We start from the raw sequence: 23,249 nt of genomic DNA, 5'->3' as shown, positions 1-23,249 counted from the left end.
GGAAGGGGTCGTTAAACGCATTATTCGGGCTCGGCTTTCGGTAGTCCCCAAGAACTAAATAAGACCAGTTTCGCATCCCAGCCTTAAACAAATGTTTAAGAGCGTCAATTTTTCGGCTTTTCTAAACGCGGCCATTCTGTGACCATCTTTCTGCGCGAACGTCACTTTTATATCTCCTGATCGGCAAAAAATCGAGGATCGAATGGTTAAATTAATCGCCCCATTTCTCAATAAGATAGGTATGCGTCGCGTCGGTTTGAACAGTTTGGCTGTTTTGTCGGTTGCTGCAATCGGGCTTGCTGGTTGCTCCTATACGCAAAACAGCGACATCAGCAATCCGCTGGTCAGAAAGTCAGCCTGGTTTTCCTATCTGAACGCCGATGACCTGCGCACGGCATGTTCTGCTGGCGATGCAGAAGGGCGGATTCGCATTATCTATAATGCGGATTATTACGACGAAGTGCGCGTCTTCGAGCTTGATCCGCATGCCGGTAATCAGCAATTTGACCTGACAACCCGCGTTTTCGGCCCGGCACAGGTCAAGGAAATCAATGTCGAAATCAACGCGCCCCTTGGTGCGTTCGGCGGGGAGCACGCAACCGATGTGATCGGGCGTGATGATTACATCGCGATCACCGATGCCTTGCAACAGGACGGATTCGGCACCCAGAAAGATCGCGACGGTATCCGGCTTTATTCTGATGACTATTACTGGGTCGCACTTGGATGTTCATCGGGATATGTGACGCTTGCGACCTGGATGTCGGGTGTTGACGATCTGCGTGCACTCCAGTTCCCGGCAGTTTTGACCGAGCTTTCAAGCATCGACCGCAAATTGCCGGAACCGCCGGCAAAGGAAAATGCGCGGTCTCAATCTGCTGCCCAGGTTCAAACCATTCAAAACAACGAGTCCGGGACATTTTATCGGACGGTGCGCGGAAACATGCTGCGCTAAGCCATAAAATTCAGAATGCGATCACGATGACGGGGATGTTTGGGAAAACGTCCCCGTTATTTTTTTGGTGTGCCCGGTGGGTCAAGTGCGCGCAGTACAAGCTGTTAGATGCTTGTTTGGTTTGTGCTTTTGATCGACCGCAATTCGACGGGCGGGTGTGATGTGCTGATTTTATCAGGGCGGCTGTGCTTTGCGTCGCGGTTTTGTCACCAAACTGGTCTTGACCTTTGTGGGTAATTCCATCTAGGGTTATGTTGCAATGCAACATGAATTTGGGGCATCTGCCCCGGCAAGAACGAGGTTAGAAGCAATGGCTGTTTCAAAACAAAAGACCTCTGCGAGATCTGGCAAAAAGGTCTCGGCTGCTGCCAAGGCGTCACCTGCTGCGTCGGGCAGCGCCAAAAAATCCACATCTGTTTCAAAGCCGGCGGTAGCGTCTGAGGGTGCCGTAAAGCGTGTCGTGATGACGTCATCTGAAATCGAAGCGGCCGCAAAGCAGGCTGACGCAAAGCCTGCTGTTTCAAAATCAGAGGTGATTGCAAGCACGGCATCGGCTTCCTCGTCTGCATCCCCCGCCGCGACCCCGGAAAAGCCGGTAGCTGAGGTATCAAAAACGCCATCCGAAGCCGCAACATCCGGTTCGGAAAAAGCCGCAGATCCTGCAAAAGCGTCGGTGGCAAAAAGTACGGCGGCACAACCGGCGACTCCATCTTTAAAGCAGAGTGACGCCCCCAAACAGACCAAGCCGGTGGCATCCCCGGCGTCGAAAAAGTCGGCGTCGGCTACTGTGAAAAAGCCGAAAAAGTCTGCTTCATCCGCCACGCCATCTCCATCCGCGTCGGCAAAACCCGGGGCAGAGGCAAAACCGCGATCGGTTGCCAAGGCCCCCGAACAGTCAAGCGCGCCAGTTACCTCTTCTGATACTGAAAGGGCGAGTACCGTGAGTACGACAAGCAAGTCTGCGCCAGCAGCCAAAAAAGCCACATCCTCCGCAGCCCCGAAAAAAGCAGCAGCTCCCAAAAAGGCCGCTGCCGCGGTCGCAGCAAAGCCTGCCAGCAAGCCTGTTGCAAAACCATCAACCCCCAAAATCGTGGCAGCATCGACCGATACTGCCAAAGCCGCAGCAACGCCTGCGCCATCAGCGAAAAATGATGATGTGTTCGGTTTTGGTGCGATGTTCATGGATCAGGATGCCATGGAAAGTTATCTTGCGCTGTGGAAGGCGCCTGAAATGGATGCCATCATGACTGCGGGAAGCGATGCGATCGAGGAAAGCATTTCTGTTGCCAACGAAGCATTCAGCAAGCTTTTCGATACCATGACCGGTCAGTCAGACGTGTTTTCCGGTGCGGGCTCGCGCATGGCGGCCCAGTGCGAGGAAATCATCGAAGCACAGCAGAAAAACATTGGCGAGGCATTGCAGGCTTCCATGACCCTGTTTGAAAAGACCGGGGGGATCGGAACGGAACTTGCTGGATGGATGCAACGTGAAATCGAAGCATCGCAAGCCGATATCGACGCCCTGGTCAAGGCCGAAAGCCTGTCTGATATTCAGGATTTGCAGGCAAAAATCCTTAAGCGTTACGTCGATAGCAGCGTTGCCGAAACCGAAAAGGTTCAGGAAATCATGTTTGCGGCCATGACCGACAGCATCACCGCAATGTCAAAAGCAGCAAATGCCGTGATGAAATGATCCCAAAACGTTCGGGTTTCCGTATTCTGCAATGAAGATCAAGGCGGGCATGACATCGCGTTATGCCCGTTTTCTTTTGGGCTTGCGTGATTTGTCGCCGTTTTCGGGCCGTGCCGACACCCGGGTTTGCATGAAGTTTATCGGGTGATCTTGCAGCGTGTCATTCTCAGCCTAAATGAATTGAAGATAGACGATAATTTAGTGACACGATTTTAAGCTGCGGCCTTTGAAAGAGCCTGGCAATGACCTATCATGAAGTTCATGCAGGAAATAAGGGTTCCGGTAAGTAGACGATGACTGAACAGGATAATGACGGCACTGATCTGCCAAACACGGGGATCGTAACAAAGACACGGCCCAAGACGAAAAAGCCGTCCATGTACAAGGTGCTGTTGCTGAACGACGATTACACTCCGATGGAGTTCGTTGTGCACGTGTTGGAACGGTTTTTCGAGAAGGGCCGGGAAGAGGCCACCGAAATCATGCTTCAGGTTCACCGCAAGGGCGTTGGAGTATGTGGTGTGTTTACGTACGAAATTGCGGAGACCAAGGTTAACCAGGTCATGGATCTGGCCCGCCAGAATCAGCATCCGCTGCAGTGTACCTTAGAGAAGGAGTGACATATGCTATCGCGCAATCTTGAAGAAAGCCTGCATCGTGCGCTCGCATATGCGTCGGAGCGCCGCCACGAATATGCCACTCTAGAACATCTTCTTCTGTCTCTGACCGAAGATCAGGATGCGCTCGCCGTGCTCAAGGCATGCCGGGTCGATATTGATCGCTTGCGGTCAGACCTTCTGGAATTTGCCGACAGCGAACTTTCCGGTCTGATCAGCGCCCGGCTGATCGACCCGAAACCGACTGCCGGGTTCCAGCGTGTTATCCAGCGGGCTGCCATCCATGTCCAGTCATCCGGGCGCGAGGAAGTAACCGGTGCAAACGTGCTGGTCGCCTTGTTCTCGGAACGGGAATCGCACGCGGTTTATTACCTGCAGCTTCAGGATATGACCCGTCTTGATGCGGTGAATTACATTTCCCACGGCATTGCCAAGGCGTCCGAGCTTAATGAACGTCGCATCCCGCGCGGTGCGGATGAAGAGCCGGTTGCCGGTATGCCGCCAGAAGGTGACGACAGCAGCCCGGCCGAGGGTGAGGCTCTTAAGGCGTATTGCGTCAACCTGAATGTCAAAGCCCAGAAGGGCAAGATTGACCCGTTGATCGGTCGCCAAAGCGAGATCGAGCGCACTATCCAGGTACTGTGTCGTCGTACCAAAAACAACCCGCTTTATGTGGGCGACCCGGGTGTTGGCAAAACCGCCATCGCCGAAGGGCTGGCGCGTCGTATCAATGATGGTGACGTGCCCGAAGTTCTGGCGGATGCCACGATCTTTGCCCTTGATATGGGCGCGTTGCTGGCCGGGACCCGCTATCGCGGGGACTTTGAGGAACGCCTGAAAGCGGTCGTCAAGGAACTCGAAGAATATGAAGGTGCGGTCCTGTTCATCGACGAAATCCACACTGTGATCGGTGCCGGGGCAACATCGGGTGGGGCAATGGATGCGTCCAACTTGCTCAAGCCTGCCTTGGCCAGCGGTTCGCTGCGCTGCATCGGGTCGACGACCTACAAGGAATTCCGTGGTCATTTTGAAAAGGACCGCGCCCTTGTTCGTCGTTTCCAGAAAATCGATGTCGAAGAACCTTCCGAAGAAGATACCGTCAAGATCCTCAAGGGGCTGAAGCCCTATTACGAGGATCATCACAAGGTCAAATACACTAACGAAGCCCTGCGTTCGGCGGTGGAACTGGCGTCGCGCTATATCAATGACCGCAAGCGTCCTGATAGTGCGATTGACGTGATTGACGAAGTCGGTGCATCGCGGATGTTGATGGCACCAAGCAAGCGCAAGCGCACGGTGGGCAAGCGCGACGTCGAAGAAATCGTCGCGAAAATTGCCCGCATCCCGCCAAAATCGGTTTCGACCGATGACCGCAAGGCATTGGCAAATCTTGAACGTGATCTGAAAACCGTTGTCTTTGGCCAGGATAAGGCGATCGAGGCGGTGGCAAGTGCGATCAAGCTTGCGCGTGCGGGCTTGCGCGAACCTGAAAAACCGATTGGCAGCTATCTGTTCTCGGGGCCGACCGGGGTTGGCAAGACCGAGGTCACCAAACAGCTGGCAACCGTCATGGGGATTGAATTCATCCGCTTTGACATGTCAGAATATATGGAACGACACAGCGTGTCGCGCCTGATCGGTGCGCCGCCGGGCTATGTCGGGTTTGATCAGGGCGGTCTTCTGACCGATGCTGTTGATCAGCACCCGCATGCGGTGGTTCTGCTTGATGAAATTGAAAAGGCCCATCCGGACCTGTTCAACATCCTGCTTCAGGTCATGGATCACGGCAAGCTGACGGACAATAACGGCAAAACCGTTGATTTCCGCAACGTCGTTCTGGTCATGACCACTAATGCCGGTGCATCGGACATGGCCAAGCCGCCCATCGGCTTCAAGCGCGAAATGCGGATCGGCGAAGATGAAGAGGCGATCAAGCGCACCTTCTCGCCGGAATTCCGTAACCGTCTGGATGCGGTTATTCCGTTCGCCAATCTGCAGCCCGAAGTGGTCAAGATGGTTGTCGACAAGTTCATCTTGCAGCTTGAAGTTCAGCTTGCTGATCGGAATGTGTCGATCGAACTAACCGAAGCCGCAAGAAGCTGGCTGGCGGAACGTGGGTATGACGTTGCCTTTGGTGCGCGTCCGTTGGGCCGTGTGATTCAGGAGCATGTCAAAAAGCCGCTGGCCGAGGAACTTCTGTTTGGTAAGCTGTCCAAAGGCGGGGCAGTGCTTGTCGACATTGAAGACGATGCGGTCATCTTCCGCTATCCGGAAGATGGCGATGACAAGAAACACGTCAAAAAGAACCCGGAAATGGTTGAAGGGTAAAACGACACCCGGACTTGGTGTGTTGTTAATCATTGGCGGTTAAATTGTGCCCGGGATGTTGTTTCCCGGGCACAATTTTAAAATAAGAACGCCAGAACACGATGAGCCAGGCTGCACAAAGAAAATATCGAACAGAGGTCGAGGAATTCCTTTCCCGGCTGGAATTGCGTGCGCGCAAGCTGATTGCGTTGGCCGACAATCTGGAAAAAACCACCGACAAGATGGATGTTACCGGGTATCGACCCTTCCGCGAGGAGGTCGATAACTTCAAGGCTTTGTCGCTGGTGATCAAAGAGCGGATGAACAAGCTTGAGTCGCATCCGAAAAAAGAAGAACTGGAAGGCCAGTTTCATAAGCTTCAGGTCCTGATGCTGCGTTTGGTGATCAAGACCAGTTTGAAGTTCTTCTTTGTCATGAGTGCCAAGGAAAACCTGCCGCTTGGTGCGCGCGAAATGTTTCAGAGCGAGCTGCGCACTTTATACGAGGCAGAGCGCATGATCTCTGATCCGCGCTATATCAGTCAGCTTGATGAATCCGCGCGCGATGATCTGGAAACGGCCAAATCCATTCTTGAAGAAATCATCGAAAAAGCACCAGCCTTGCTGAATTTCGGGGCGCAGAAGAAAAAGCGCCGCCGCTGATTGCCCGGTGAAAGTCAGACCTGTTGCGTGTTTTGGAATTGCAATTTGCAAAATGCAAAGATTGATTGTTGCATTTTGCAATCTTTGCATTTTGAAATGCAAAGATCATTTGAACCTGTTCAGATGGTCAGGTTCGGTTTCGATGAAAAATCCCTAAAAATTGCGATTTTTCACGGATTTAAAAAGTTGGCACGCTTCCTGCTTATGTCATGTCGGACAGTTGTTCTTTGCAGGGGCGCGTTTCGCGCCTGGAACAACGTAATCTTCTGCAGTTTGCTCGTGTCCCAACCAAACTCAGCGGCGGTTTTTCCGCCGCTTTTTTCTTTCCCGGATTTCAAAAGCTTGTAACTGGTACTCTTGTCGATGTGCCCGCAATCCACATATTGAATCGTGTGGAAGTCTACCCGTGCGCTTCCGCTAATGCCTTGTTTCTAACAAAAAGTTGTATGGATGCTTTTCCTTTGGTATAAATACCTATACTTTTAGTTAGTGCTTTCTTGGCTGCAAACAAAGCTGTGGGAGGGAAACCGATGAAGTCTACGAGAAGTATGGTCCTGACAGGGATACTTGCGGCAGCGATATTTGCTGTGCCGCAGGCTGCCATGGCCAAGGCAGAGCTGCCAGGCAATCCGAATGATCTGATTACAGATGCGCTTATCAAGGATATCCGGGGATGGTTGGCCAACCCGGTCGTGGCTTTGTCGATCAATTCCCAGAACCGTCTGCGAAAAGACATGACGCAGGATCAGATTGACGCCGCGGACAAACAATGGCGCGCCGAACGCGAAGCCGATGATCAGCCCCTTGTGGCGGCAATTCTTACCAATCCGCTTTCCAGTTATCTGACCCAGGTGCAGGCCCGTTCCGGCGGTCTTTATGCCGAAATTTTCGTCATGGATGCGGTGGGCTTGAATGTCGGACAGAGTTCGATCACGTCGGACTTCTGGCAGGGCGACGAGGGCAAGTTCCAGAATACTTTCCCCAAGGGGCCCAATGCCGTCTTTATCGACGAAGCAGAATATAACGAAGAGTCTGATTCCTGGCGTTCCCAGCTCAACATGACCATGAGCGACGAAAACCAGCAGGCGATTGGCGCTGTGACCATTGAGGTCAATTTGAATGAACTCGTGCGGCGCGGCAGTCAGTAGGGAGAAACGTCATGAATTTCTTTAAGGATCTTTCCATCCCCGCCAAACTGACAACCTGTTTTGCGATCATGATTGCCGTGATCCTGATGGTTGCCGCCGCGGGCATGTTTGCGACCATGCAGGTCAAAAACGCCAATGAACAGCGCGATTATCTTTCCACCTTTGAACGTGATTATCGCAACCTTGACCGCGCCTATCTGATGGCCCGCCAGGAACTGATCTATTTCCTGACCACCGGCGACCGCGAAGGGTTGCTCAGCTATCAGAAGTCGCTTGAGGAAATCGACACCCGCACAGACGTGCTTAAGGGGTATAGCTCGATCAATGCCGAAATCGCGACCTTGATCGAGGAAATGGATGGCGCAATTGACCGCTGGGAAGAGATTGCCGGCGAACAGGCGAAGCTGATGCGTCACTATCTGACGGTGAACCATGCTCGCGCGATCGAAGCATCGGGTGAACCGCGTGAACTGTCCGATCGCGTCAGCATGATTGCCGGTGATCTGGCCAAGGCGATTGACCAGCTTGTGCTTGATGTCGAAAGCAAGGTCGATCAGGCCATGCAGATTTTCCAGGTTACACTGGGTGTCGGTGTTGTGCTGCTGATTGCGATGGCCGCCTTGTTCGGTGGGACGCTGTCGCGGATGATTGCAACGCCAATCCGCAAAATGACCGAAGCCATGGGCAGCCTTGCATCGGGCAACCTCGATATCGAAACGCTTGATATGAAGCGCAATGACGAGGTCGGTGCAATGGCCAAGTCGCTTGAAGTCTTCAAGGAAAATGCCCGCGAACGTGCCCGCATGGCCGAACAGGAAAAAGTCGAAGCCGAACGCCAGGTCGCCCGCACCAAGAAAATGGGTGTCCTGACCAAAGGATTTGACGAAAAAATCCAGGATGTCCTGAGTTCCGTGAATGCGGCCCTTGATGAAGTCCGTTCTGCATCCGAAATCCTGACGTCACATGCGGTTCGGGCCAATCAGGATGCCCAGAACGTGGCCGAACAGGCCGAAGAATCATCCACCAATATCGAAACGGTGGCATCGGCAACCGCACAGCTTTCGGCGTCGATTTCGGAAATCTCGTCGCAGATTGCCCGGGTTACCGAAATCACCCAGATTGCGGTCGGTGAAACCGAACGGACCAATGAACGGGTGGAAAAACTCAACGAAGCCGCCCAAAGCGTTGGCGAAGTCGTCAATCTGATCAGTGACATCGCCGATCAGACCAACCTTCTGGCCCTGAACGCAACGATTGAATCAGCGCGCGCGGGCGAGGCGGGCAAAGGCTTTGCCGTTGTGGCAGGCGAAGTCAAAAACCTGGCATCCCAGACCGTCAAGGCGACCGAGCAAATCACGGCAAAGATCGTTGAAATGCAAAGTGAATCCGGTGCCGCGGCCGAAGCCGTGCGTGGATTTGCCGACACGATCCAGAAAATCGACGAACTGATGTCGGTTGTCGCCAGTGCCGTCGAAGAGCAGGGGGCCGCGACCGAGGAAATCTCGCGCAGTGTCGAAGGTGCTGCAAACGGCAATATCGCCATTTCCAACGCGGTTAAAAGCGTTGCAGTGGCGACCACGGAAAGCGGTGATTTGTCGAACGGACAGCTCGACAGTGTTGGCAAACTTGCCGCTGCCAACGATGAGTTGCGCACACATGTCAACGGCTTCCTGGACGACGTCCGGACTGTCTAGGCCTGCTTGAAAATGATCTTTTAAAAGGCGTAAGGGCAACCTTGCGCCTTTTTGTTTTGGCGATGCTGTTTTGGACGGCATGCTTCTGCCCGCGGGGATTGGGCCGCGTGATTTGGGAAGTACGATTTAATCCGCGCGAATTAGTCGGCGTAAATTAGCCGGCGTAAATTAGTCGGGGGCCTGAACCTTGCGATAGGGGCTATGTTCGGCAAGGATATAGTCCCGGTCCTGCGCGATATGGGTTTGTTCCTGTCTAAGGAATTGCGCGACAGCCCGCCGAAGCCCCGGATCGGCAATCAGATGTGCCGAGTGGGTTATGACCGGCTCGTAGCCGCGCTGGATTTTATGTTCACCCTGTGCGCCGGCCTCGACCGTTTTAAGGCCCTGGGCAATGGCGATATCGATTGCCTGATAATAGCAGGTCTCGAAATGCAGAAGCGGCGTGCGGTCGATCGTGCCCCAGTTACGACCATAAAGGGTGTCGTTGCCAATCAGGTTAAGCGCAGCGGCAACCATTTCATCATCGCGAAAAGCCGCCACCAGAACCGTGCGGTCGCGCAATCTTTCATGCAGAAGATCAAAAAACGTCCGGGTCAGATAGGCCTGTCCCCATTTGCGACCGGATGTATCGCGATAGAAATGGTAAAACCGGTCCCAGTGATGGGGTTTAAGGTCATCACCGCGGAGTGATTCAAACCGGTATCCGGCATCAAGAACCTGCTTGCGTTCCTTGCGCAGGTTCTTGCGTTTGCGCGAATTCAGCGCGGCAAGAAAGTCGTCAAAATTCTGATAGTCGCGATTATGCCAGTGATACTGGATGCCGCTGCGTCGCAGGAAACCTGCGTCTTCCATCAGGCGGCTTTCATCATCGTGACAAAACGTCACATGCAGGGTCGCCATGCCAAGCTTTTCGGGCAACATTGCCAACCCGTCAATCAGGATGCGCCGTACGGAACCCGGATCGGGATGGTCATTGGCTACCAGCAATCTGGGTCCCGGAACCGGGGAAAACGGCACGGCTGATTGCAGTTTGGGATAATATTTCCCGCCCGCCCGCTCATAGGCCTCGGCCCAGCTCCAGTCGAACACATATTCGCCGTAAGAATGGGCTTTGACATAAAGCGGCACAATGCCGATTGCCTGGCCTGCTTCATCATTCAATACCAGATGAAACGGCTGCCAGCCGGTTTGCGCATTTGTCGATGCGCTGTCTTCCATCGCCGACAAAAAGGCAAAGCTGACAAACGGATTGTCCGTACCGGCACATCTATCCCACTGGGCTTGGCCGATGGTGTGGATATCGGTGACGGTTTTGATTTCGGCAGGCAATTCTTTATCCCCTGATCAGGCTGTCATGCGGTTGGTGACCCGTGCGGGTCTTTGTTTTTGTACGCATTAGCCGGTATATGCGTTCAGAAGATAGGGGCAATGCACATTTACGCAAGGGAAAGCCTTTGACGGACGCGCTTCAAGGCCCTATTTCATTGGTCCACGGGCCGTTATGGAACGGCCTGATAAACGGCTCGGGGATTATCCCGTGTCGCCCTCGCGAAGAAAAGGATGGTGCGCCGTGAACAGCAAACTTTCGTTGGAGAAGGACAAGATCAAGATCGTCCTGCTCGAAGGTATCCATGAAAACGCTGTAAAGATGTTCAAAGAGGCCGGCTACTCTAATGTCGACCATTACCCTGCTGCGCTCGACGCGGACGAACTGAAGTCCGTCGTCTCCGATGCGCACTTCCTGGGCATCCGTTCCCGCACCAAACTTACCGAAGAAATCATCGATTCCGCCTCCAAGCTGACCTCGATCGGCTGTTTCTGTATCGGCACCAACCAGGTTGACCTGACCGCTGCTGCGATGCGCGGTATTCCGGTCTTCAATGCGCCGTATTCGAACACCCGTTCGGTGGCAGAACTCGTTCTGGGCCAGATCATCATGCTGCTGCGTGGCATCCCGCAGCGTAATGCGGCCGCTCATAACGGTGGCTGGCTTAAAAACGCCAAGGGATCGTTCGAAGCCCGCGGCAAGACGCTTGGTATTATCGGCTATGGCCATATCGGGTCGCAGCTGTCGGTTCTGGCAGAATCACTTGGCATGAATGTCATTTATTTTGACGTGATCAACAAACTTGCCATGGGCAATGCGACCGCCTGTGCATCGATGGATGAACTGCTGGCGAAATCCGATGTGGTGTCGCTTCATGTTCCGGCCAATGAGCAGACCAAAAACATGATCACGGCGACTGAGATCGCCAAAATGAAAAAGGGCGCGCACCTGATCAATGCGGCACGTGGCAACGTGATTGTGATCGAAGATCTGGCGGCTGCTCTTGAAAGCGGTCATCTGGCGGGTGCGGCACTTGACGTGTTCCCGGTTGAACCGGCTGGCAAGGATGAAGAATTCGAAAGCCCGCTGCGTGGTATGGATAACGTCATCCTGACCCCGCATATCGGTGGCTCCACCCAGGAAGCACAGGAAAATATCGGGATCGAAGTGGCCGACAAGCTGATCACGTATTCCGATAACGGGTCGACCCTTGGCGCGGTCAACTTCCCGGAAGTATCGCTTCCGGTCAAGGATCGTTCCCACACCCGTTTCCTGCATATTCACCGCAACGTTCCGGGCGTGCTGCTGAAAATCAACGATGTCTTTGCATCGCGTGGCATCAATATCAGCGGCCAGTATCTGCGTTCTGAAGGCGGCGTTGGCTATGTCGTCGTCGAAGTTGACGAGGAAATCAAACCGGGTGCCGGCGTGCGCAAGGAACTTGCTGCCATCGACGGTACGCTGCGTGTGCGTTTCCTGTTCTGATCAGGCATCTATCAGATTTCAAACAAAAAGGGGCGGGTGCCATATGGTGCCCGCCCTTTTTCTGTCTTGGGAAAACTCCCGGAGCAATTTCAATCTGAACAGAACCTGCGCTAGAGTTTGCGATACATCACCAATGCATCGGTTTCGCCAAGGGTCGGGTGCATGAAGGCACCGGGCAGACGGCCGACAATTTCAAAGCCGAGTTTCGGCCATAAATGAACAGCTGCCGCATTGCTGGCGATGACGAAATTGAATTGCATGGCGCGATAGCCAAGCTCCTTGGCGCGGACAAGCGAATCCTCGCACATGCGGCGCGCGATGCCGCGGCCGCTGGCCTTCGGGGATGTCATATAGCCGCAATTACAGACATGCGATCCGCCGCCGCCCTGATTTTGCCGGATGTAATAGGTGCCAACAACATTGCCGTCTTCTTCGGCGACCAGCGTCACCTTGTCCGGGGCCATCCAGTATTTGATGACGTCATCGTCGCTCAGATCACTGTCGATGGCATAGGTTTCCCCGGACCGTAATGTCGGGGCGACGATATCAAGAATGGCGGGGATGTCTTGCTCGGTTGCGAGGCGGATATTCATCTGATGGCTCGTTCGGTGGCGTGGTGGGCGGGTAAATCCGGAACCGCTGGGTTCTGTCCTTAACTATCGCCGCCCGAAAGCGTTTGTTCAAGAAATTCCGGTTCGACCTCGAACGGAAGATTTGCGCGTCCGGCCAATGCCTTGGCCAGTTCATTGCGATATCGTTCGCGCGGGATTTCCAGAACGCCAAACTGTTTGAGATGATCATTCACAAACTGCGTATCCAGAAGGCTGAAGCCCCCCTGGCGCATCAAGGCAACCAGATGAACCAGTGCGACCTTTGAGGCATTGGTGGCACGCGAAAACATGCTTTCGCCAAAGAATGCCTTGCCAAGGCTGACGCCATAAAGCCCGCCCACCAGTTCACCATCTTTCCAGGCCTCTATCGAATGGGCACAGCCCATCTTGTGAAGCGCGCAATAGGCTTCAAGGATATTGTCATTGATCCAGGTATCGTCGCGGGTATCGGTCTGTTCGGCGCATGCCCGGATAACGTCGGGAAAGGCACGGTCGACATGGATTTTATAGATGCCTTTGCGCACGGCCTTTTTCAGGCTGCGCGGGACGTGGAAGCCCTCAAGCGGCAATACACCCCGCCATTCCGGGTCGATCCAGTAAAGGGTTGGATCATCATGACTTTCAGCCATGGGAAACAGACCGACGGAATAGGCGCGGATCAACAGATCAGGGGTCAGCTGGTTCGACATGATCGCAGTGATAATTGTTTTTGTCCTGTCTATCTGACGTCAAAATACATATGAGAACGCCGTCATGTCAGACAAGGTGTCATATCAAACATCACGGGATCCATGGTCAAGTCTATCGGCGCAAGATTAATTATTTAATGCCGGGCGAGTTGAAATCACGCCATAAAAAAACGGGAACCCGAAGGTTCCCGTTTGATGTTTGTATCCGGATCGATCACAGAGTTTTCTTCATACCCATGAACTTTTCCAGCCAGTGGATGTCATAATCCCCTTTCTGGATGTCCGGGTTCGCCAGAAGCGTCTGGTGCAGCGGAATGGTGGTTTTGATACCGCCAATCGCATATTCGGCCAGCGCACGGCGCAGGCGCATCATGCATTCTTCACGATCACGGCCATGTACGATCAGCTTGGCAATCATGCTGTCGTAATAGGGCGGGATCGAATAGCCGGTATAGATACCGCTATCGACGCGCACGCCAAGGCCGCCCGGTGCATGATATTCCTTGATCTTGCCCGGCGACGGGACAAAGGTCTTGGGATCTTCTGCGTTGATACGGCATTCAATGGCATGACCATGAATTTCAAGGTCTTCCTGCTTGAATGACAGTTCAAGACCTGCTGCAACGCGGATCTGTTCACGCACAAGGTCAACACCGGAAATCATTTCCGTGACCGGGTGTTCCACCTGAAGACGGGTGTTCATTTCGATGAAATAGAACTCGCCATTTTCATACAGGAACTCGATCGTGCCGGCATTGCGATAGCCCATGCCGATCATGGCATTGGCAACGGTCGAACCGATGCGTTCACGTTCTTCCGGCGTCAGGGTCGGAGACGGTGCTTCTTCAAGAACCTTCTGGTGACGACGCTGCAAGGAGCAATCACGTTCAAACAGGTGAACGGCGTTGCCATGGCTGTCGCCGATGACCTGCAATTCGATGTGGCGCGGCTTGCCCAGATATTTTTCCATATAAACCGCAGCATTGCCGAAGTTCTGCAATGCTTCCTTACGGGTCATGGAAAATGCTTCCGCAAGGTCTTCTTCGCGTTCAACGACTTTCATGCCGCGACCGCCGCCGCCACCCGATGCCTTGATCAGGACCGGATAACCGATTTCCTTGGCGCATTTGCGGGCTTCGTCAACGGTGGCGATTTCGCCATCGGAACCCGGAACGCACGGAATGCCAAGTTTTTCGGCCGTTTGCTTTGCGGTGATCTTATCGCCCATCATGCGGATATGTTCCGCGGTCGGGCCGATAAAGACAAAGCCGTGTTCTTCGACCATGGCTGCGAAATCGGCATTTTCCGACAGGAAGCCATATCCCGGATGGATGGCTTCGGCGCCGGTGATTTCAGCTGCCGACAGGATGGCCGGAATATTCAGATAGCTGTCTTTGGATGCTGCCGGGCCGATGCAGACCGATTCGTCGGCCAGACGCACATGCATGGCGTCCGCATCGGCGGTGGAATGCACCGCGACAGTTTTGATGCCCATTTCACGGCAGGCGCGCTGAATACGAAGCGCGATTTCGCCGCGGTTGGCAATCAGGATTTTGTCGAACATGCGGTTCTTACCCCGGCTTATTCAATAATGATCAGCGGTTCGTCATATTCGACCGGATGACCGTCGGTCGCAAGAATCTGGGTCACTTTGCCCGATTTCGGCGCACGGATCGGGTTGAAGGTCTTCATTGCTTCGATCAGCATCAGGGTCTGACCTTCGGCAACGGTCGACCCGACCGAGATGAACGGAGCCGCACCCGGTTCCGGTGCAAAGTAAACAACACCGACCATCGGTGATTTCACTGCGCCCGGATGGGATGCCGCATCAGACGGCGCCGCAGCAGCGGCAGCAACCGGTGCCGGAGCCGCCGCAACCGGTGCAGCAGGGGCTGCTGCAACCATGGTGCCCTGGCGGGCAACACGAATGCGGTTGTCACCAGCGGCAACTTCAATTTCGGTCAGATTGGTGTCGTCCAGCAGCTCTGCGAGCTGGCGAATGGCGTCATTGTCGATGTTGAACTTGCTCATTTCGATATCTTTTATGATGGTGTGTGGATCAATCCGCGCATGGCATCCAGGGCGTGGTTATAACTCTGGTCGCCAAAGCCATAGATCATACCGTTTGCAGCGTTTGAGACGTTGGACAAAAGTCTTATGGCGTCCCGCTTTTGAATATTGGACAGATGGACCTCGATCATCGGCAAATCTGATGCCCCAATCGCATCGAGGATCGCAACCGATGTGTGCGTATATGCCCCAGCATCGCAAAGAATGCCAGAATCTTCTTGTCGGGTTTCCTGAAACCAGTCAACCAGTTCACCTTTGTTGTTGTCTTCATGGCAGATGGCCCGAAGGCAAACAGCCGTGTCATTGACTTCACATCGATCCTTGATCACGTGCAATGTCATCTTACCCCAGACATCCATTCAGGCGTTTCAAGGGCCGTTTTCCGACCATACGCCCAACTTTTGGTGCTGCGTTTATAACACGACCAAAGTCTGACGCAACGTTGCAATAAGCATCGGCAATGCAGCATTGCATCGTTGCTTTGTCATTATCGAACGTCGTTGCGATGACTTCCGGGGCTTCGGATGTCTGCATGGACAAAGCCGGGCTTTGTCCATAACTGGTCATAACCGGCTCTGCTCATCACAAGACAGCTTGCCTCGGGCAGGGCAGCTGCGCATACTGCGCGGCAATCATGAAGATTTTGATACCACAGGGATTGAACGAAAAAGATGCTTCTGACGATCAACGGTGAAGACCGGACTATCGAGAATGCCGCAAATGTAGAAGAGCTGCTGGGCCAGTTGGGCATTGCCGCAACCAAGGTCGCGGTTGAGCGAAATCTCGAAATCGTGCCCAAGACAGCCTATGGGCAAACGGCACTTGCCGATGGTGACAAGCTTGAGATCGTCCATTTTATCGGTGGCGGTTCGGGCGAAGCCGATCTGGCGACCGCTGATGATGACGGTTTTGTCGTTGCCGGTAAAAAATTCTCGTCGCGTTTGCTGGTCGGAACCGGCAAATACAAGGATTTCGAGGAAACCAAAATCGCGATCGAGGCATCCGGGGCCGAAATCGTCACTGTTGCTGTGCGTCGCGTCAATCTGACCGATCCCAACCAGCCGATGCTGGTCGATTATGTCGATCCGAAAAAATATACCTATCTGCCAAACACGGCAGGGTGCTTTACCGCCGATGATGCGGTGCGGGCCCTGCGCCTTGCCCGCGAAGCCGGGGGCTGGAACCTGGTGAAACTTGAAGTATTGGGGGATCAGGCGACGCTTTATCCCAATATGCCCGAAACGCTCAAGGCGGCCGAAGCTCTGATCAAGGACGGTTTTGACGTCATGGTCTATTGCAGCGACGATCCCATTCAGGCCAACATGCTCGAAGATATGGGATGCTGTGCCATCATGCCGCTGGGATCGCTGATCGGGTCGGGCATGGGGATCCTTAACCCCGTTAATATCGCCCTGATCAAGGAAAATGCCAATGTGCCGGTCCTGGTTGATGCCGGCGTCGGGACGGCATCGGATGCGGCCGTTGCCATGGAGCTTGGCTGTGACGGGGTTCTGATGAATACCGCAATTGCCGGGGCAAAAGACCCGATCCGCATGGCGCGCGCGATGAAGCATGCCATCATTGCCGGACGCGAATCCTTCCTGGCCGGTCGCATGCCAAAAAAGAAATATGCCGATCCGTCATCCCCGCTGGCCGGGATCATCTGATCTGCATGCCATTTGCGTAAAACAAAGGCCCGTTTCGATTTCGAAACGGGCCTTTGTCGTTTTGTTCGGACTGCGCAACGGTGTGACTGCAAATGTTGTCACGATGGCGCAGGGGCCAAAAATCAGGATGCTTCTTCAAGCCCGGTTTTCACTAGCGCATTGACGCGATCCATATCCGCGCCCGATACCATGGTGCCATTGATGATAAAGGCAGGCGTTCCGCTGATGCCGACGGTGCGGGCCATTGCCGCATATTGGGCGATCATGCCGCCGATTTCGGGCGACTGCATGTCTTCGCGCATTTTGGCAACATCGATACCGGCAGACGCGGCAAGCTCGTCAATGCGGGTGTCATCAAGAAGGCCGCGGTTGGCCATGAAGGCTTCGTGGATTTCCATATATTTGCCCTGCTTGTCGGCGGCCAGTGCGGCGCGTGCAGCCGTGGCACTTTCTTCGCGCAGGATCGGGAATTCAACAAAGATGGTCCGGACTTTGCCATCATGTTCTTTGGCAATATCCATCACGCCATCAAAGGCACGCTTGCAGTAGCCGCAATGATAGTCAAAAAACTCGATCACAGTGACCGGGGCATCAACCGGGCCCAAAGACGGAACCGAGCTGTCAGCCACCAGGGCATCCCAGACCGGGGTGATGGCTTCTGCCTGCTGACGGGCCTTTTCGGTGGCCTGCCAGACCTGAACATTCTGGATGGCGCGCAACAGCACATCCGGATTTTTCAAAAGATAGTCTTCAATCAGGCTTTCGACGGCGGCTTTTTGTCCATCGCTCAGCGTTTCATCGGCCTGCGCAAGCGAAGCACCAAACAGCATGGTCGTGGCAATCGCGCTGCAGCCAAGGAAGCGTTTTACAATCTTGGAATTCATCGGGTGTCCTTCTGTGACTGTGGCCGCTTATGGCCTGACGGTTAAGAGTTGGTTCTGTGATACGGGATCAGGCCTCTAACGGGAAAGTAAAATATGCGTTAGATAGGTGATCCCACTCACAGAAGGTTTATGGTCGCGACCCGGAACAATCCCGATCCAGACAAGGCGAACCTCGTCGCTTCTGGCTTCTGGCCAGTACCGGCGATAAAGGGTCGAAAGATCAAAATATTCGCGCTGCCATTCACCATATTGAACCGATGGCTGTCCGACGGGAATGCGGACAAGCTGGTCAATTGCCGGTTTGCCCGATCCAAGATCGCTTTCCCGCCAGCTTCCCTGACGTTGTCGGCGAAATCCGAGTTCCAATTCAATGTCGCCAATCTGTGCCGTACTGTTGAATTGCCAGTCAAATGACAGATATGGCGAGGCCAGAACGATAACATTGGTCCGGCGTCCGAATTCAAACGATCCAAGCCCCGGACGGGCTGCCAGCGCAATCCGGCCATCCTTGTCAGACCACTGTAATGGCAGATCCGACGCTGACGCCGATGTCCGGCTCAAATCCTGGCTTGCGGAAGGTTTCTGATCAACGGTCCAGTAGCGCGGCGGATGATCAAGCGAAAAGGGCGCATATAGAAGTTTCAGATCACCACCAACATCAACCCCGGCCCCCGGAAGGGCACAGGCCGTGATCTGGCTTGTTGCCATCACCAGTACCCAAACGCCCAAAAAGCGTTTGAGAACCGGAAATGTTTTGAAGATTGCGGACATTGGCGCGAAATGCGGCCAAGGCCCGATCACTTCGGTGCGTCCTTGCCGGGTTTTCCGTCCGGATTGGTGGCCTGCAAGATATCCTGTGCACGCAACCAGGCGGCCGATCCCTTGTCGAGTTTACGGTCGGCCTGAACTGCGTGGTAGCTTGCTGCCTGACGGTCGCCGGTCAGAAGGCTGTATTCAGCCTGTGACAGCGATGCTTCACCTTCATTGCCAAGACGGTTTTCGACAATGGCGCGGAAACGCCATGCCGATGCATTGCCGCGTTCACGTGACAACACGCCCATCAGGTTGGTTTTGGCAGCTTCGAGATAACTGTTATCGCCGGTTTCAATCATCGCATGCGCCAGCAACAGACGGATCAAAGGCGCACCGTTTGACAGTTCTGTTGATTTTTCAAGCGGGGCAATGGCTTCCTGCGCCTTGCCAAATTCCAGCAGAACCTGACCTTTAAGTTCTTCGAAATACGGGTTGTTCGGTTCAACCGCGATCAGGTTTTCGATGATCTCAAGGGCAGGGGCCAGTTCGGAATTCTGGTAATAGGCAATGGCACGCGCATATTGCCCGGCGACGCTGGTGTCGCTTTCGGGATAGGTGCGCAACGTATTTTGCTTTTGATTGGTAAAGGCATAAAGTTTGGCGCGCATCCGTGCATGACGTTCATACAGATCGTCACTGACCTTGGCGTCTTTCAGCGTTGAATTCGCAACATAGTTTTCGAGAAACTCGACACGTTCCGTGGTCAGCGGGTGGCTTCGCATATAGGGGTCCTGGCTTGCCGTACTCAGCAATTCCTGACCTTCAAGCGTTTCCATGAATTCCATCATGCCGCGTGCGGAAATACCCGCCGCCGTCAGATATTTGACACCGGCCTGATCAGCACTGCTTTCCTGGGTTCGCGAATATGCCAAAAAGTTTCGGGTGGCGATATTCTGCCCGCCCAGAATCGCTGCGGTACCGACATCAGACCGGCCTGCGGCCACACCGGCAGCAACGCCCGCAATGGTCGAAAGGATTGAAATTGCCGATGCGTTGCGCAACTGATCATGTACGCGCGAAAGGTGCCCGCCGGTAATGTGACCGGTTTCGTGGGCCATCACCCCGATAACCTGTTCGGGAGTCTCTGCTTTTAACAACAGCCCAGTATTGATAAAAAGCTTTTGGCCACCGGCAACAAATGCGTTCAAGCTGTTGTCAGAAACGATATAAATGGACACACCATTCGGATCGAGCCCCGCCGCTTTGAAGATTGGCGTAGCATAGAGACGAAGGGTTTCCTCGATCTCGGTATCGCGGATAAAAGAACGACCCTGCGCCAAAACCGTGCTAGGCAGGGCAACAAGGAAAATGGCAGTGAGAGTAATAATGCGTCTGAGCAAAATGTGCGTTCCATATTTTCGTTCGACTGATGTCGGTTCAATGCCGACGCGCAAGCCATCATGGCGGATCGCGTTCGCAATCGCAATGACTGCCGGTCTTGCTGCCTGCAGTAGTACTAATACAGAAAATCTTGGTCAAATAGGGGCAGTGACCGGATATTTCGGTGGTGTGGTCGCAGATGAGCCGCGCGCCGTCCGGGTTGCACGGGATGTTCTGTCGGCTGGCGGGACGGCGGCGGATGCCTCTGTTGCGCTTTACGCAACCATGACCGTGACCAAACCGTCAGTCGCCGGGATCGGCGGTGGCGGGGTGTGCGTTGTGCATGAACGCGAAGCCAAAAAAGTCGAAGTTCTTGATTTCTGGCCCCGTCCGGGCACGCGCACCAGCGCAGGCCAGACCGCAACGACCATCCCGGCCGTGCCGCGCGGTCTTTATGCGCTTAGTGCGCGTTTCGGGCGTTTGCAATGGGCGTCGCTTTTGAGTGCGGCGGAACAATATGCCCGCCTTGGCGTGCCGGTTTCGCGGTCGCTGGTCAATGACATCGAAGCCAATCGCGACCGCATCGAAGCAAGCCCGGCATTGCGCGAAACCTTTATGCCGAATGGTAAATTGCTCGAAGTTGGTGATCGCATCCGGTCTGTGAACCTTGCGGCCCTGCTGACGTCGCTTCGGGTCAAGGGGCCGGGGGATTTCTATAACGGGGCGCTTGGTGCCGATATTGCCGCGGCGGTCCAGAATGCCGGTGGTACGCTGACGGCTGATGATTTGCGCAACTATCGCCCGGAATGGAAATCGGCGACCGAGGTCAAACACGGTAACGAAATCCTGTATCTGGCCTATCCACCACGTGCCGCGACGGCACCGGCGGTGATTTCAGGTGGCAGTGATGTGGCCGATATCCTTAATCGTTATCTTGCCGATATTGATGCCGGAAACATGGCCGGACAGCCGATGTCGGGTCGCAGCGGCTTTGTCGTTGTTGACCGCGCGGCCAATGCCGTGGCCTGCATGACCACCATGAACACGCCGTTTGGCGCCGGACTTGGTGCCGATGCGTTTGGCTTGAACCTTGCTGCCGGTGATGCGGCACAGGCGGCAACGCCGCTGATGGGGCCGGCTTTGATGGTGAACCCCTTTGTCTGGGAATATTATTACGGCATTGCCGGAACCGGGACGCCTGCCGGTGCAACCAAACAGATTGCCACCATGGCAGAAGACCTGATCGGTGCCGGTGCTGCATCGGGGGTTGCACTGAATTCCAGTGGCACATCGTCGGTCAATGTCATTCGTTGTCTTGAAGGGGTGCCACCCCATCCCGAAAGCTGCCAGTTTGTTGCCGATCCCGCCGGCGGCGGTATGGCGGGCGTGCGATAACCACACCATTTCCACAGGGCAGGGTCATCCTGCCCTGTTGCTTTTGATCAATATCCAGGACCCCACATAATGGCTTTGAAACAATCACAGCGCGGGGCAATTTCGCCCTTTATTGTTATGGATGTGATGCGTGCGGCCAATGCGCGCGAAACCGAAGGAAAAGCTGTTTACCATCTTGAAGTCGGCCAGCCCGGCACACCCGCACCACGCAAGGTACGCGAAGCTGCCGCCAGGGCACTTGATGCCGATCTGATCGGTTACACCAATGCGATGGGCATTGATCCCCTGCGCGAAGCCATCGCCGGGCATTACAAAACCAAATTCGGCGTGTCGGTTGATCCATCGCGTGTATGCGTTGCCAGCGGATCGTCATCAATCTTTGTTCTGGCCTTCCTTGCGGCGTTTGATGCCGGGGATCGGGTGGCGATGGCCGCACCGGGCTATCCGGCCTATCACAACATCCTAAGCGCGCTTGGCATTGAAACAGTCAATCTGCCCGCAGGACCGGAAACCCATTATCAGCCGACCGTGCAGATGCTGCGTGATCTCGACGAGCCGATTGATGGTCTGATTGTTGCCAGCCCGTCCAACCCGGCTGGCAGCATGATTGATGTTGAAACCTATCGCGAACTGGCAGCCTATTGCCGCGAAAACGGCATTCGCCTGATCAGTGACGAGATCTATCAGGGTATTTCATTCGGGGATGTCAAGGAATGCACGGCCCTTGAATTCGGGGATGAGGCGATCATCATCAACAGTTTTTCGAAATACTTTTCCATGACCGGCTGGCGTCTGGGCTGGGCTATTGTCCCGCCTGATCTGATGCGGGCAGTGGAATGCTTGCAGCAGAACCTGTTTATCTCGGCCCCTGCTTTGTCACAGATCGCAGCGGTCGCGGCCTTTGATTGCGAAGACGAACTTCAGGCCAATATCGCGGCCTATGCGCGCAATCGTGAAATCCTGCTTGATGGTCTGCCCAAGGCCGGTTTCACCAAATTCGCCCCGGCGGATGGTGCGTTCTATCTTTATGCCGATGTGCGCGAACTGACCAAAGATAGCGAAGCATTCTGTCGCCAGATGCTCGAGGAAACCGGCGTTGCCACCACACCGGGCACCGATTTCGACCGGATGCGTGGCAAGGGCTATGTGCGTTTCTCGTTTGCGCACAGCGAAGCAACCATGATCGGTGCGGTCAAGGCGTTGCAGAACTGGAAACGTTGAGATAATTAAAAGGAAAAGATGTGAAGCACCCGTTCCCTAAGTTGAAATCGGCATTCCTGGCGATTGTTTTTGGCGGACTTCTGTTGGCGCTCACGACCAATTCTGGTCGTTTCACAGACATCTATTTGTTTCCGTTTGTATTGGCAGGAGGCACTGTCTACATCCTTCTCACTACCAATGTAGTTCTCCTCTTTCAGAGAAAAGCACGACTTGTGCCACGTCTGCGGTTTCAAGTGTGGTTAACGACGATTGTGGTTCTGGCTGTGCTGTATTTTGTTGGGAAGTTTATCACAGCGTATCTAATTTCACCGGACCTTCGGTTCGATGGTCCCCAGAATTGGGGGGAAGCACTATATGATCAGTATTTCAATACATTCTGGGTTTTCGTTAACGTCGGAATTTTTTGGTGGATTGCAGTTGTTCTTGTCAATTTGTGGGAGGCGTTCAGATTGATGTGGTCGGCCGACGATATTCCGTTGTCCCGGGTCAATTCGAAACTGGAGAAGAGTGATCAAGTGAAGACGAGCGGTCCAAAGTTCTTTGAGTACTTGCTAATCCGAGAAATTCTTACTCGTACTAGGTGGAAAATACGTTCAGATAAGAGACAAGAATAAAAAATCTCGTTGAGAACACTGTTAGCGAAAAAAGGGCTGCCCGATGGGCAGCCCTTTTTGTTTTTTCTGTTCGCCGG

Annotated in this window: 21 protein-coding genes; 11 read left to right on the top strand and 10 right to left on the bottom strand. The window is 54.2% G+C overall.

From position 1 onward, the window contains the following. Positions 1–241 precede the first annotated feature (241 nt). Entirely contained in the window at positions 242–955 is a 714-nt protein-coding gene (locus CU041_RS16065) for a hypothetical protein (RefSeq protein WP_233433135.1), read from the top strand. Positions 956–1,204: 249 nt separating this feature from the next. On the opposite strand, the gene CU041_RS20710 is transcribed toward CU041_RS16065, so the two are convergent. Next, complete coding sequence (locus CU041_RS20710; protein WP_170310278.1) at positions 1,205–2,137, bottom strand: hypothetical protein; 933 nt, start codon at positions 2,135–2,137, stop codon at positions 1,205–1,207. A gap of 13 nt (positions 2,138–2,150) precedes the next feature. On the opposite strand from CU041_RS20710, the gene CU041_RS20705 reads away from it, so the two are divergent. From CU041_RS20705 to CU041_RS16030, 6 genes are all read left to right on the top strand, one after another. Next, positions 2,151–2,648 carry a phasin family protein gene (locus CU041_RS20705; RefSeq protein WP_170310277.1) on the top strand — a complete coding sequence of 166 codons (498 nt, stop codon included), beginning with the start codon at positions 2,151–2,153 and terminating at the stop codon, positions 2,646–2,648. A 293-nt stretch (positions 2,649–2,941) separates the two neighbouring features. Continuing rightward, positions 2,942–3,268 (top strand): ATP-dependent Clp protease adapter ClpS, encoded by a 327-nt coding sequence (gene clpS, locus CU041_RS16055; RefSeq protein WP_008890601.1) that lies wholly within the window; start codon positions 2,942–2,944, stop codon positions 3,266–3,268. Positions 3,269–3,271: 3 nt separating this feature from the next. Then, a complete protein-coding gene (clpA, locus tag CU041_RS16050; protein WP_068518563.1) occupies positions 3,272–5,593 on the top strand; it encodes an ATP-dependent Clp protease ATP-binding subunit ClpA in 2,322 nt (773 codons plus the stop codon). Between the two features lie 101 nt (positions 5,594–5,694). After that, positions 5,695–6,234 carry a hypothetical protein gene (locus CU041_RS16045; RefSeq protein ID WP_068518562.1) on the top strand — a complete coding sequence of 180 codons (540 nt, stop codon included), beginning with the start codon at positions 5,695–5,697 and terminating at the stop codon, positions 6,232–6,234. A 530-nt stretch (positions 6,235–6,764) separates the two neighbouring features. Beyond that, complete coding sequence (locus CU041_RS16035; protein ID WP_068518560.1) at positions 6,765–7,382, top strand: hypothetical protein; 618 nt, start codon at positions 6,765–6,767, stop codon at positions 7,380–7,382. An 11-nt stretch (positions 7,383–7,393) separates the two neighbouring features. Continuing rightward, complete coding sequence (locus CU041_RS16030) at positions 7,394–9,076, top strand: methyl-accepting chemotaxis protein (RefSeq protein ID WP_101247675.1); 1,683 nt, start codon at positions 7,394–7,396, stop codon at positions 9,074–9,076. Between the two features lie 168 nt (positions 9,077–9,244). Here CU041_RS16030 and CU041_RS16025 read toward each other — a convergent pair whose 3' ends face one another. Then, complete coding sequence (locus CU041_RS16025) at positions 9,245–10,405, bottom strand: GNAT family N-acetyltransferase (protein ID WP_101247674.1); 1,161 nt, start codon at positions 10,403–10,405, stop codon at positions 9,245–9,247. Between the two features lie 241 nt (positions 10,406–10,646). On the opposite strand from CU041_RS16025, the gene serA reads away from it, so the two are divergent. Next, on the top strand, positions 10,647–11,888 hold the full coding sequence (serA, locus tag CU041_RS16020; protein WP_068518557.1) for a phosphoglycerate dehydrogenase: 1,242 nt from the start codon (positions 10,647–10,649) through the stop codon (positions 11,886–11,888). 110 nt (positions 11,889–11,998) lie between these two features. On the opposite strand, the gene CU041_RS16015 is transcribed toward serA, so the two are convergent. The 5 genes from CU041_RS16015 to CU041_RS15995 form a co-directional block, all read right to left on the bottom strand. Then, a complete protein-coding gene (locus tag CU041_RS16015) occupies positions 11,999–12,481 on the bottom strand; it encodes a GNAT family N-acetyltransferase (protein WP_101247673.1) in 483 nt (160 codons plus the stop codon). A gap of 59 nt (positions 12,482–12,540) precedes the next feature. After that, positions 12,541–13,188, bottom strand: a complete 648-nt coding sequence (aat, locus tag CU041_RS16010; protein WP_068518555.1) for a leucyl/phenylalanyl-tRNA--protein transferase — start codon at positions 13,186–13,188, stop codon at positions 12,541–12,543. 214 nt (positions 13,189–13,402) lie between these two features. Beyond that, positions 13,403–14,752, bottom strand: coding sequence for an acetyl-CoA carboxylase biotin carboxylase subunit (accC, locus tag CU041_RS16005; RefSeq protein ID WP_068518554.1), 1,350 nt, complete (start codon positions 14,750–14,752; stop codon positions 13,403–13,405). 17 nt (positions 14,753–14,769) lie between these two features. Beyond that, positions 14,770–15,219 carry an acetyl-CoA carboxylase biotin carboxyl carrier protein gene (gene accB / locus CU041_RS16000; protein ID WP_101247672.1) on the bottom strand — a complete coding sequence of 150 codons (450 nt, stop codon included), beginning with the start codon at positions 15,217–15,219 and terminating at the stop codon, positions 14,770–14,772. A gap of 11 nt (positions 15,220–15,230) precedes the next feature. Then, positions 15,231–15,617, bottom strand: a complete 387-nt coding sequence (locus CU041_RS15995) for a type II 3-dehydroquinate dehydratase (RefSeq protein WP_101247671.1) — start codon at positions 15,615–15,617, stop codon at positions 15,231–15,233. 312 nt (positions 15,618–15,929) lie between these two features. On the opposite strand from CU041_RS15995, the gene thiS reads away from it, so the two are divergent. Next, positions 15,930–16,925: a sulfur carrier protein ThiS gene (gene thiS, locus CU041_RS15985; protein WP_101247669.1), complete on the top strand. Its 996-nt coding sequence runs from the start codon at positions 15,930–15,932 to the stop codon at positions 16,923–16,925. A gap of 122 nt (positions 16,926–17,047) precedes the next feature. On the opposite strand, the gene CU041_RS15980 is transcribed toward thiS, so the two are convergent. From CU041_RS15980 to CU041_RS15970, 3 genes are all read right to left on the bottom strand, one after another. After that, the gene (locus tag CU041_RS15980; protein WP_101247668.1) at positions 17,048–17,809 is read right to left on the bottom strand and encodes a DsbA family protein; all 762 of its coding nucleotides are present in this window, start codon (positions 17,807–17,809) and stop codon (positions 17,048–17,050) included. A 75-nt stretch (positions 17,810–17,884) separates the two neighbouring features. Beyond that, positions 17,885–18,580 (bottom strand): hypothetical protein, encoded by a 696-nt coding sequence (locus CU041_RS15975; RefSeq protein WP_101247667.1) that lies wholly within the window; start codon positions 18,578–18,580, stop codon positions 17,885–17,887. Between the two features lie 26 nt (positions 18,581–18,606). Next, a complete protein-coding gene (locus CU041_RS15970; protein WP_068518548.1) occupies positions 18,607–19,962 on the bottom strand; it encodes a M48 family metalloprotease in 1,356 nt (451 codons plus the stop codon). A gap of 148 nt (positions 19,963–20,110) precedes the next feature. Here CU041_RS15970 and CU041_RS15965 point away from each other — a divergent pair, with 148 nt between their 5' ends. Both CU041_RS15965 and CU041_RS15960 read left to right on the top strand, forming a co-directional pair. After that, on the top strand, positions 20,111–21,337 hold the full coding sequence (locus tag CU041_RS15965; protein ID WP_231856709.1) for a gamma-glutamyltransferase: 1,227 nt from the start codon (positions 20,111–20,113) through the stop codon (positions 21,335–21,337). A 69-nt stretch (positions 21,338–21,406) separates the two neighbouring features. Next, positions 21,407–22,558 (top strand): pyridoxal phosphate-dependent aminotransferase, encoded by a 1,152-nt coding sequence (locus CU041_RS15960; protein ID WP_101247666.1) that lies wholly within the window; start codon positions 21,407–21,409, stop codon positions 22,556–22,558. The last annotated feature ends 691 nt before the right edge of the window (positions 22,559–23,249 follow it).

Origin of the sequence: Thalassospira povalilytica, assembly GCF_002844235.1 — a bacterium.
GTDB classification, from domain to species: Bacteria; Pseudomonadota; Alphaproteobacteria; order Rhodospirillales; family Thalassospiraceae; genus Thalassospira; species Thalassospira povalilytica.
This window is presented reverse-complemented; position numbering and strand designations above follow the sequence as displayed.

What these genes read in the sequence shown, in the direction of transcription:
- CU041_RS16065 (WP_233433135.1), top strand. Translation starts at nt 242, where the DNA reads ATGCGTCGCGTCGGTTTGAACAGTTTGGCTGTTTTGTCGGTTGCTGCA.
- CU041_RS20710 (WP_170310278.1), bottom strand. Translation starts at nt 2,137, where the DNA reads ATGAACATCGCACCAAAACCGAACACATCATCATTTTTCGCTGATGGC.
- CU041_RS20705 (WP_170310277.1), top strand. Translation starts at nt 2,151, where the DNA reads ATGGAAAGTTATCTTGCGCTGTGGAAGGCGCCTGAAATGGATGCCATC.
- clpS (WP_008890601.1), top strand. Translation starts at nt 2,942, where the DNA reads ATGACTGAACAGGATAATGACGGCACTGATCTGCCAAACACGGGGATC.
- clpA (WP_068518563.1), top strand. Translation starts at nt 3,272, where the DNA reads ATGCTATCGCGCAATCTTGAAGAAAGCCTGCATCGTGCGCTCGCATAT.
- CU041_RS16045 (WP_068518562.1), top strand. Translation starts at nt 5,695, where the DNA reads ATGAGCCAGGCTGCACAAAGAAAATATCGAACAGAGGTCGAGGAATTC.
- CU041_RS16035 (WP_068518560.1), top strand. Translation starts at nt 6,765, where the DNA reads ATGAAGTCTACGAGAAGTATGGTCCTGACAGGGATACTTGCGGCAGCG.
- CU041_RS16030 (WP_101247675.1), top strand. Translation starts at nt 7,394, where the DNA reads ATGAATTTCTTTAAGGATCTTTCCATCCCCGCCAAACTGACAACCTGT.
- CU041_RS16015 (WP_101247673.1), bottom strand. Translation starts at nt 12,481, where the DNA reads ATGAATATCCGCCTCGCAACCGAGCAAGACATCCCCGCCATTCTTGAT.
- aat (WP_068518555.1), bottom strand. Translation starts at nt 13,188, where the DNA reads ATGTCGAACCAGCTGACCCCTGATCTGTTGATCCGCGCCTATTCCGTC.
- accC (WP_068518554.1), bottom strand. Translation starts at nt 14,752, where the DNA reads ATGTTCGACAAAATCCTGATTGCCAACCGCGGCGAAATCGCGCTTCGT.
- accB (WP_101247672.1), bottom strand. Translation starts at nt 15,219, where the DNA reads ATGAGCAAGTTCAACATCGACAATGACGCCATTCGCCAGCTCGCAGAG.
- CU041_RS15995 (WP_101247671.1), bottom strand. Translation starts at nt 15,617, where the DNA reads ATGGATGTCTGGGGTAAGATGACATTGCACGTGATCAAGGATCGATGT.
- thiS (WP_101247669.1), top strand. Translation starts at nt 15,930, where the DNA reads ATGCTTCTGACGATCAACGGTGAAGACCGGACTATCGAGAATGCCGCA.
- CU041_RS15980 (WP_101247668.1), bottom strand. Translation starts at nt 17,809, where the DNA reads ATGAATTCCAAGATTGTAAAACGCTTCCTTGGCTGCAGCGCGATTGCC.
- CU041_RS15975 (WP_101247667.1), bottom strand. Translation starts at nt 18,580, where the DNA reads ATGTCCGCAATCTTCAAAACATTTCCGGTTCTCAAACGCTTTTTGGGC.
- CU041_RS15960 (WP_101247666.1), top strand. Translation starts at nt 21,407, where the DNA reads ATGGCTTTGAAACAATCACAGCGCGGGGCAATTTCGCCCTTTATTGTT.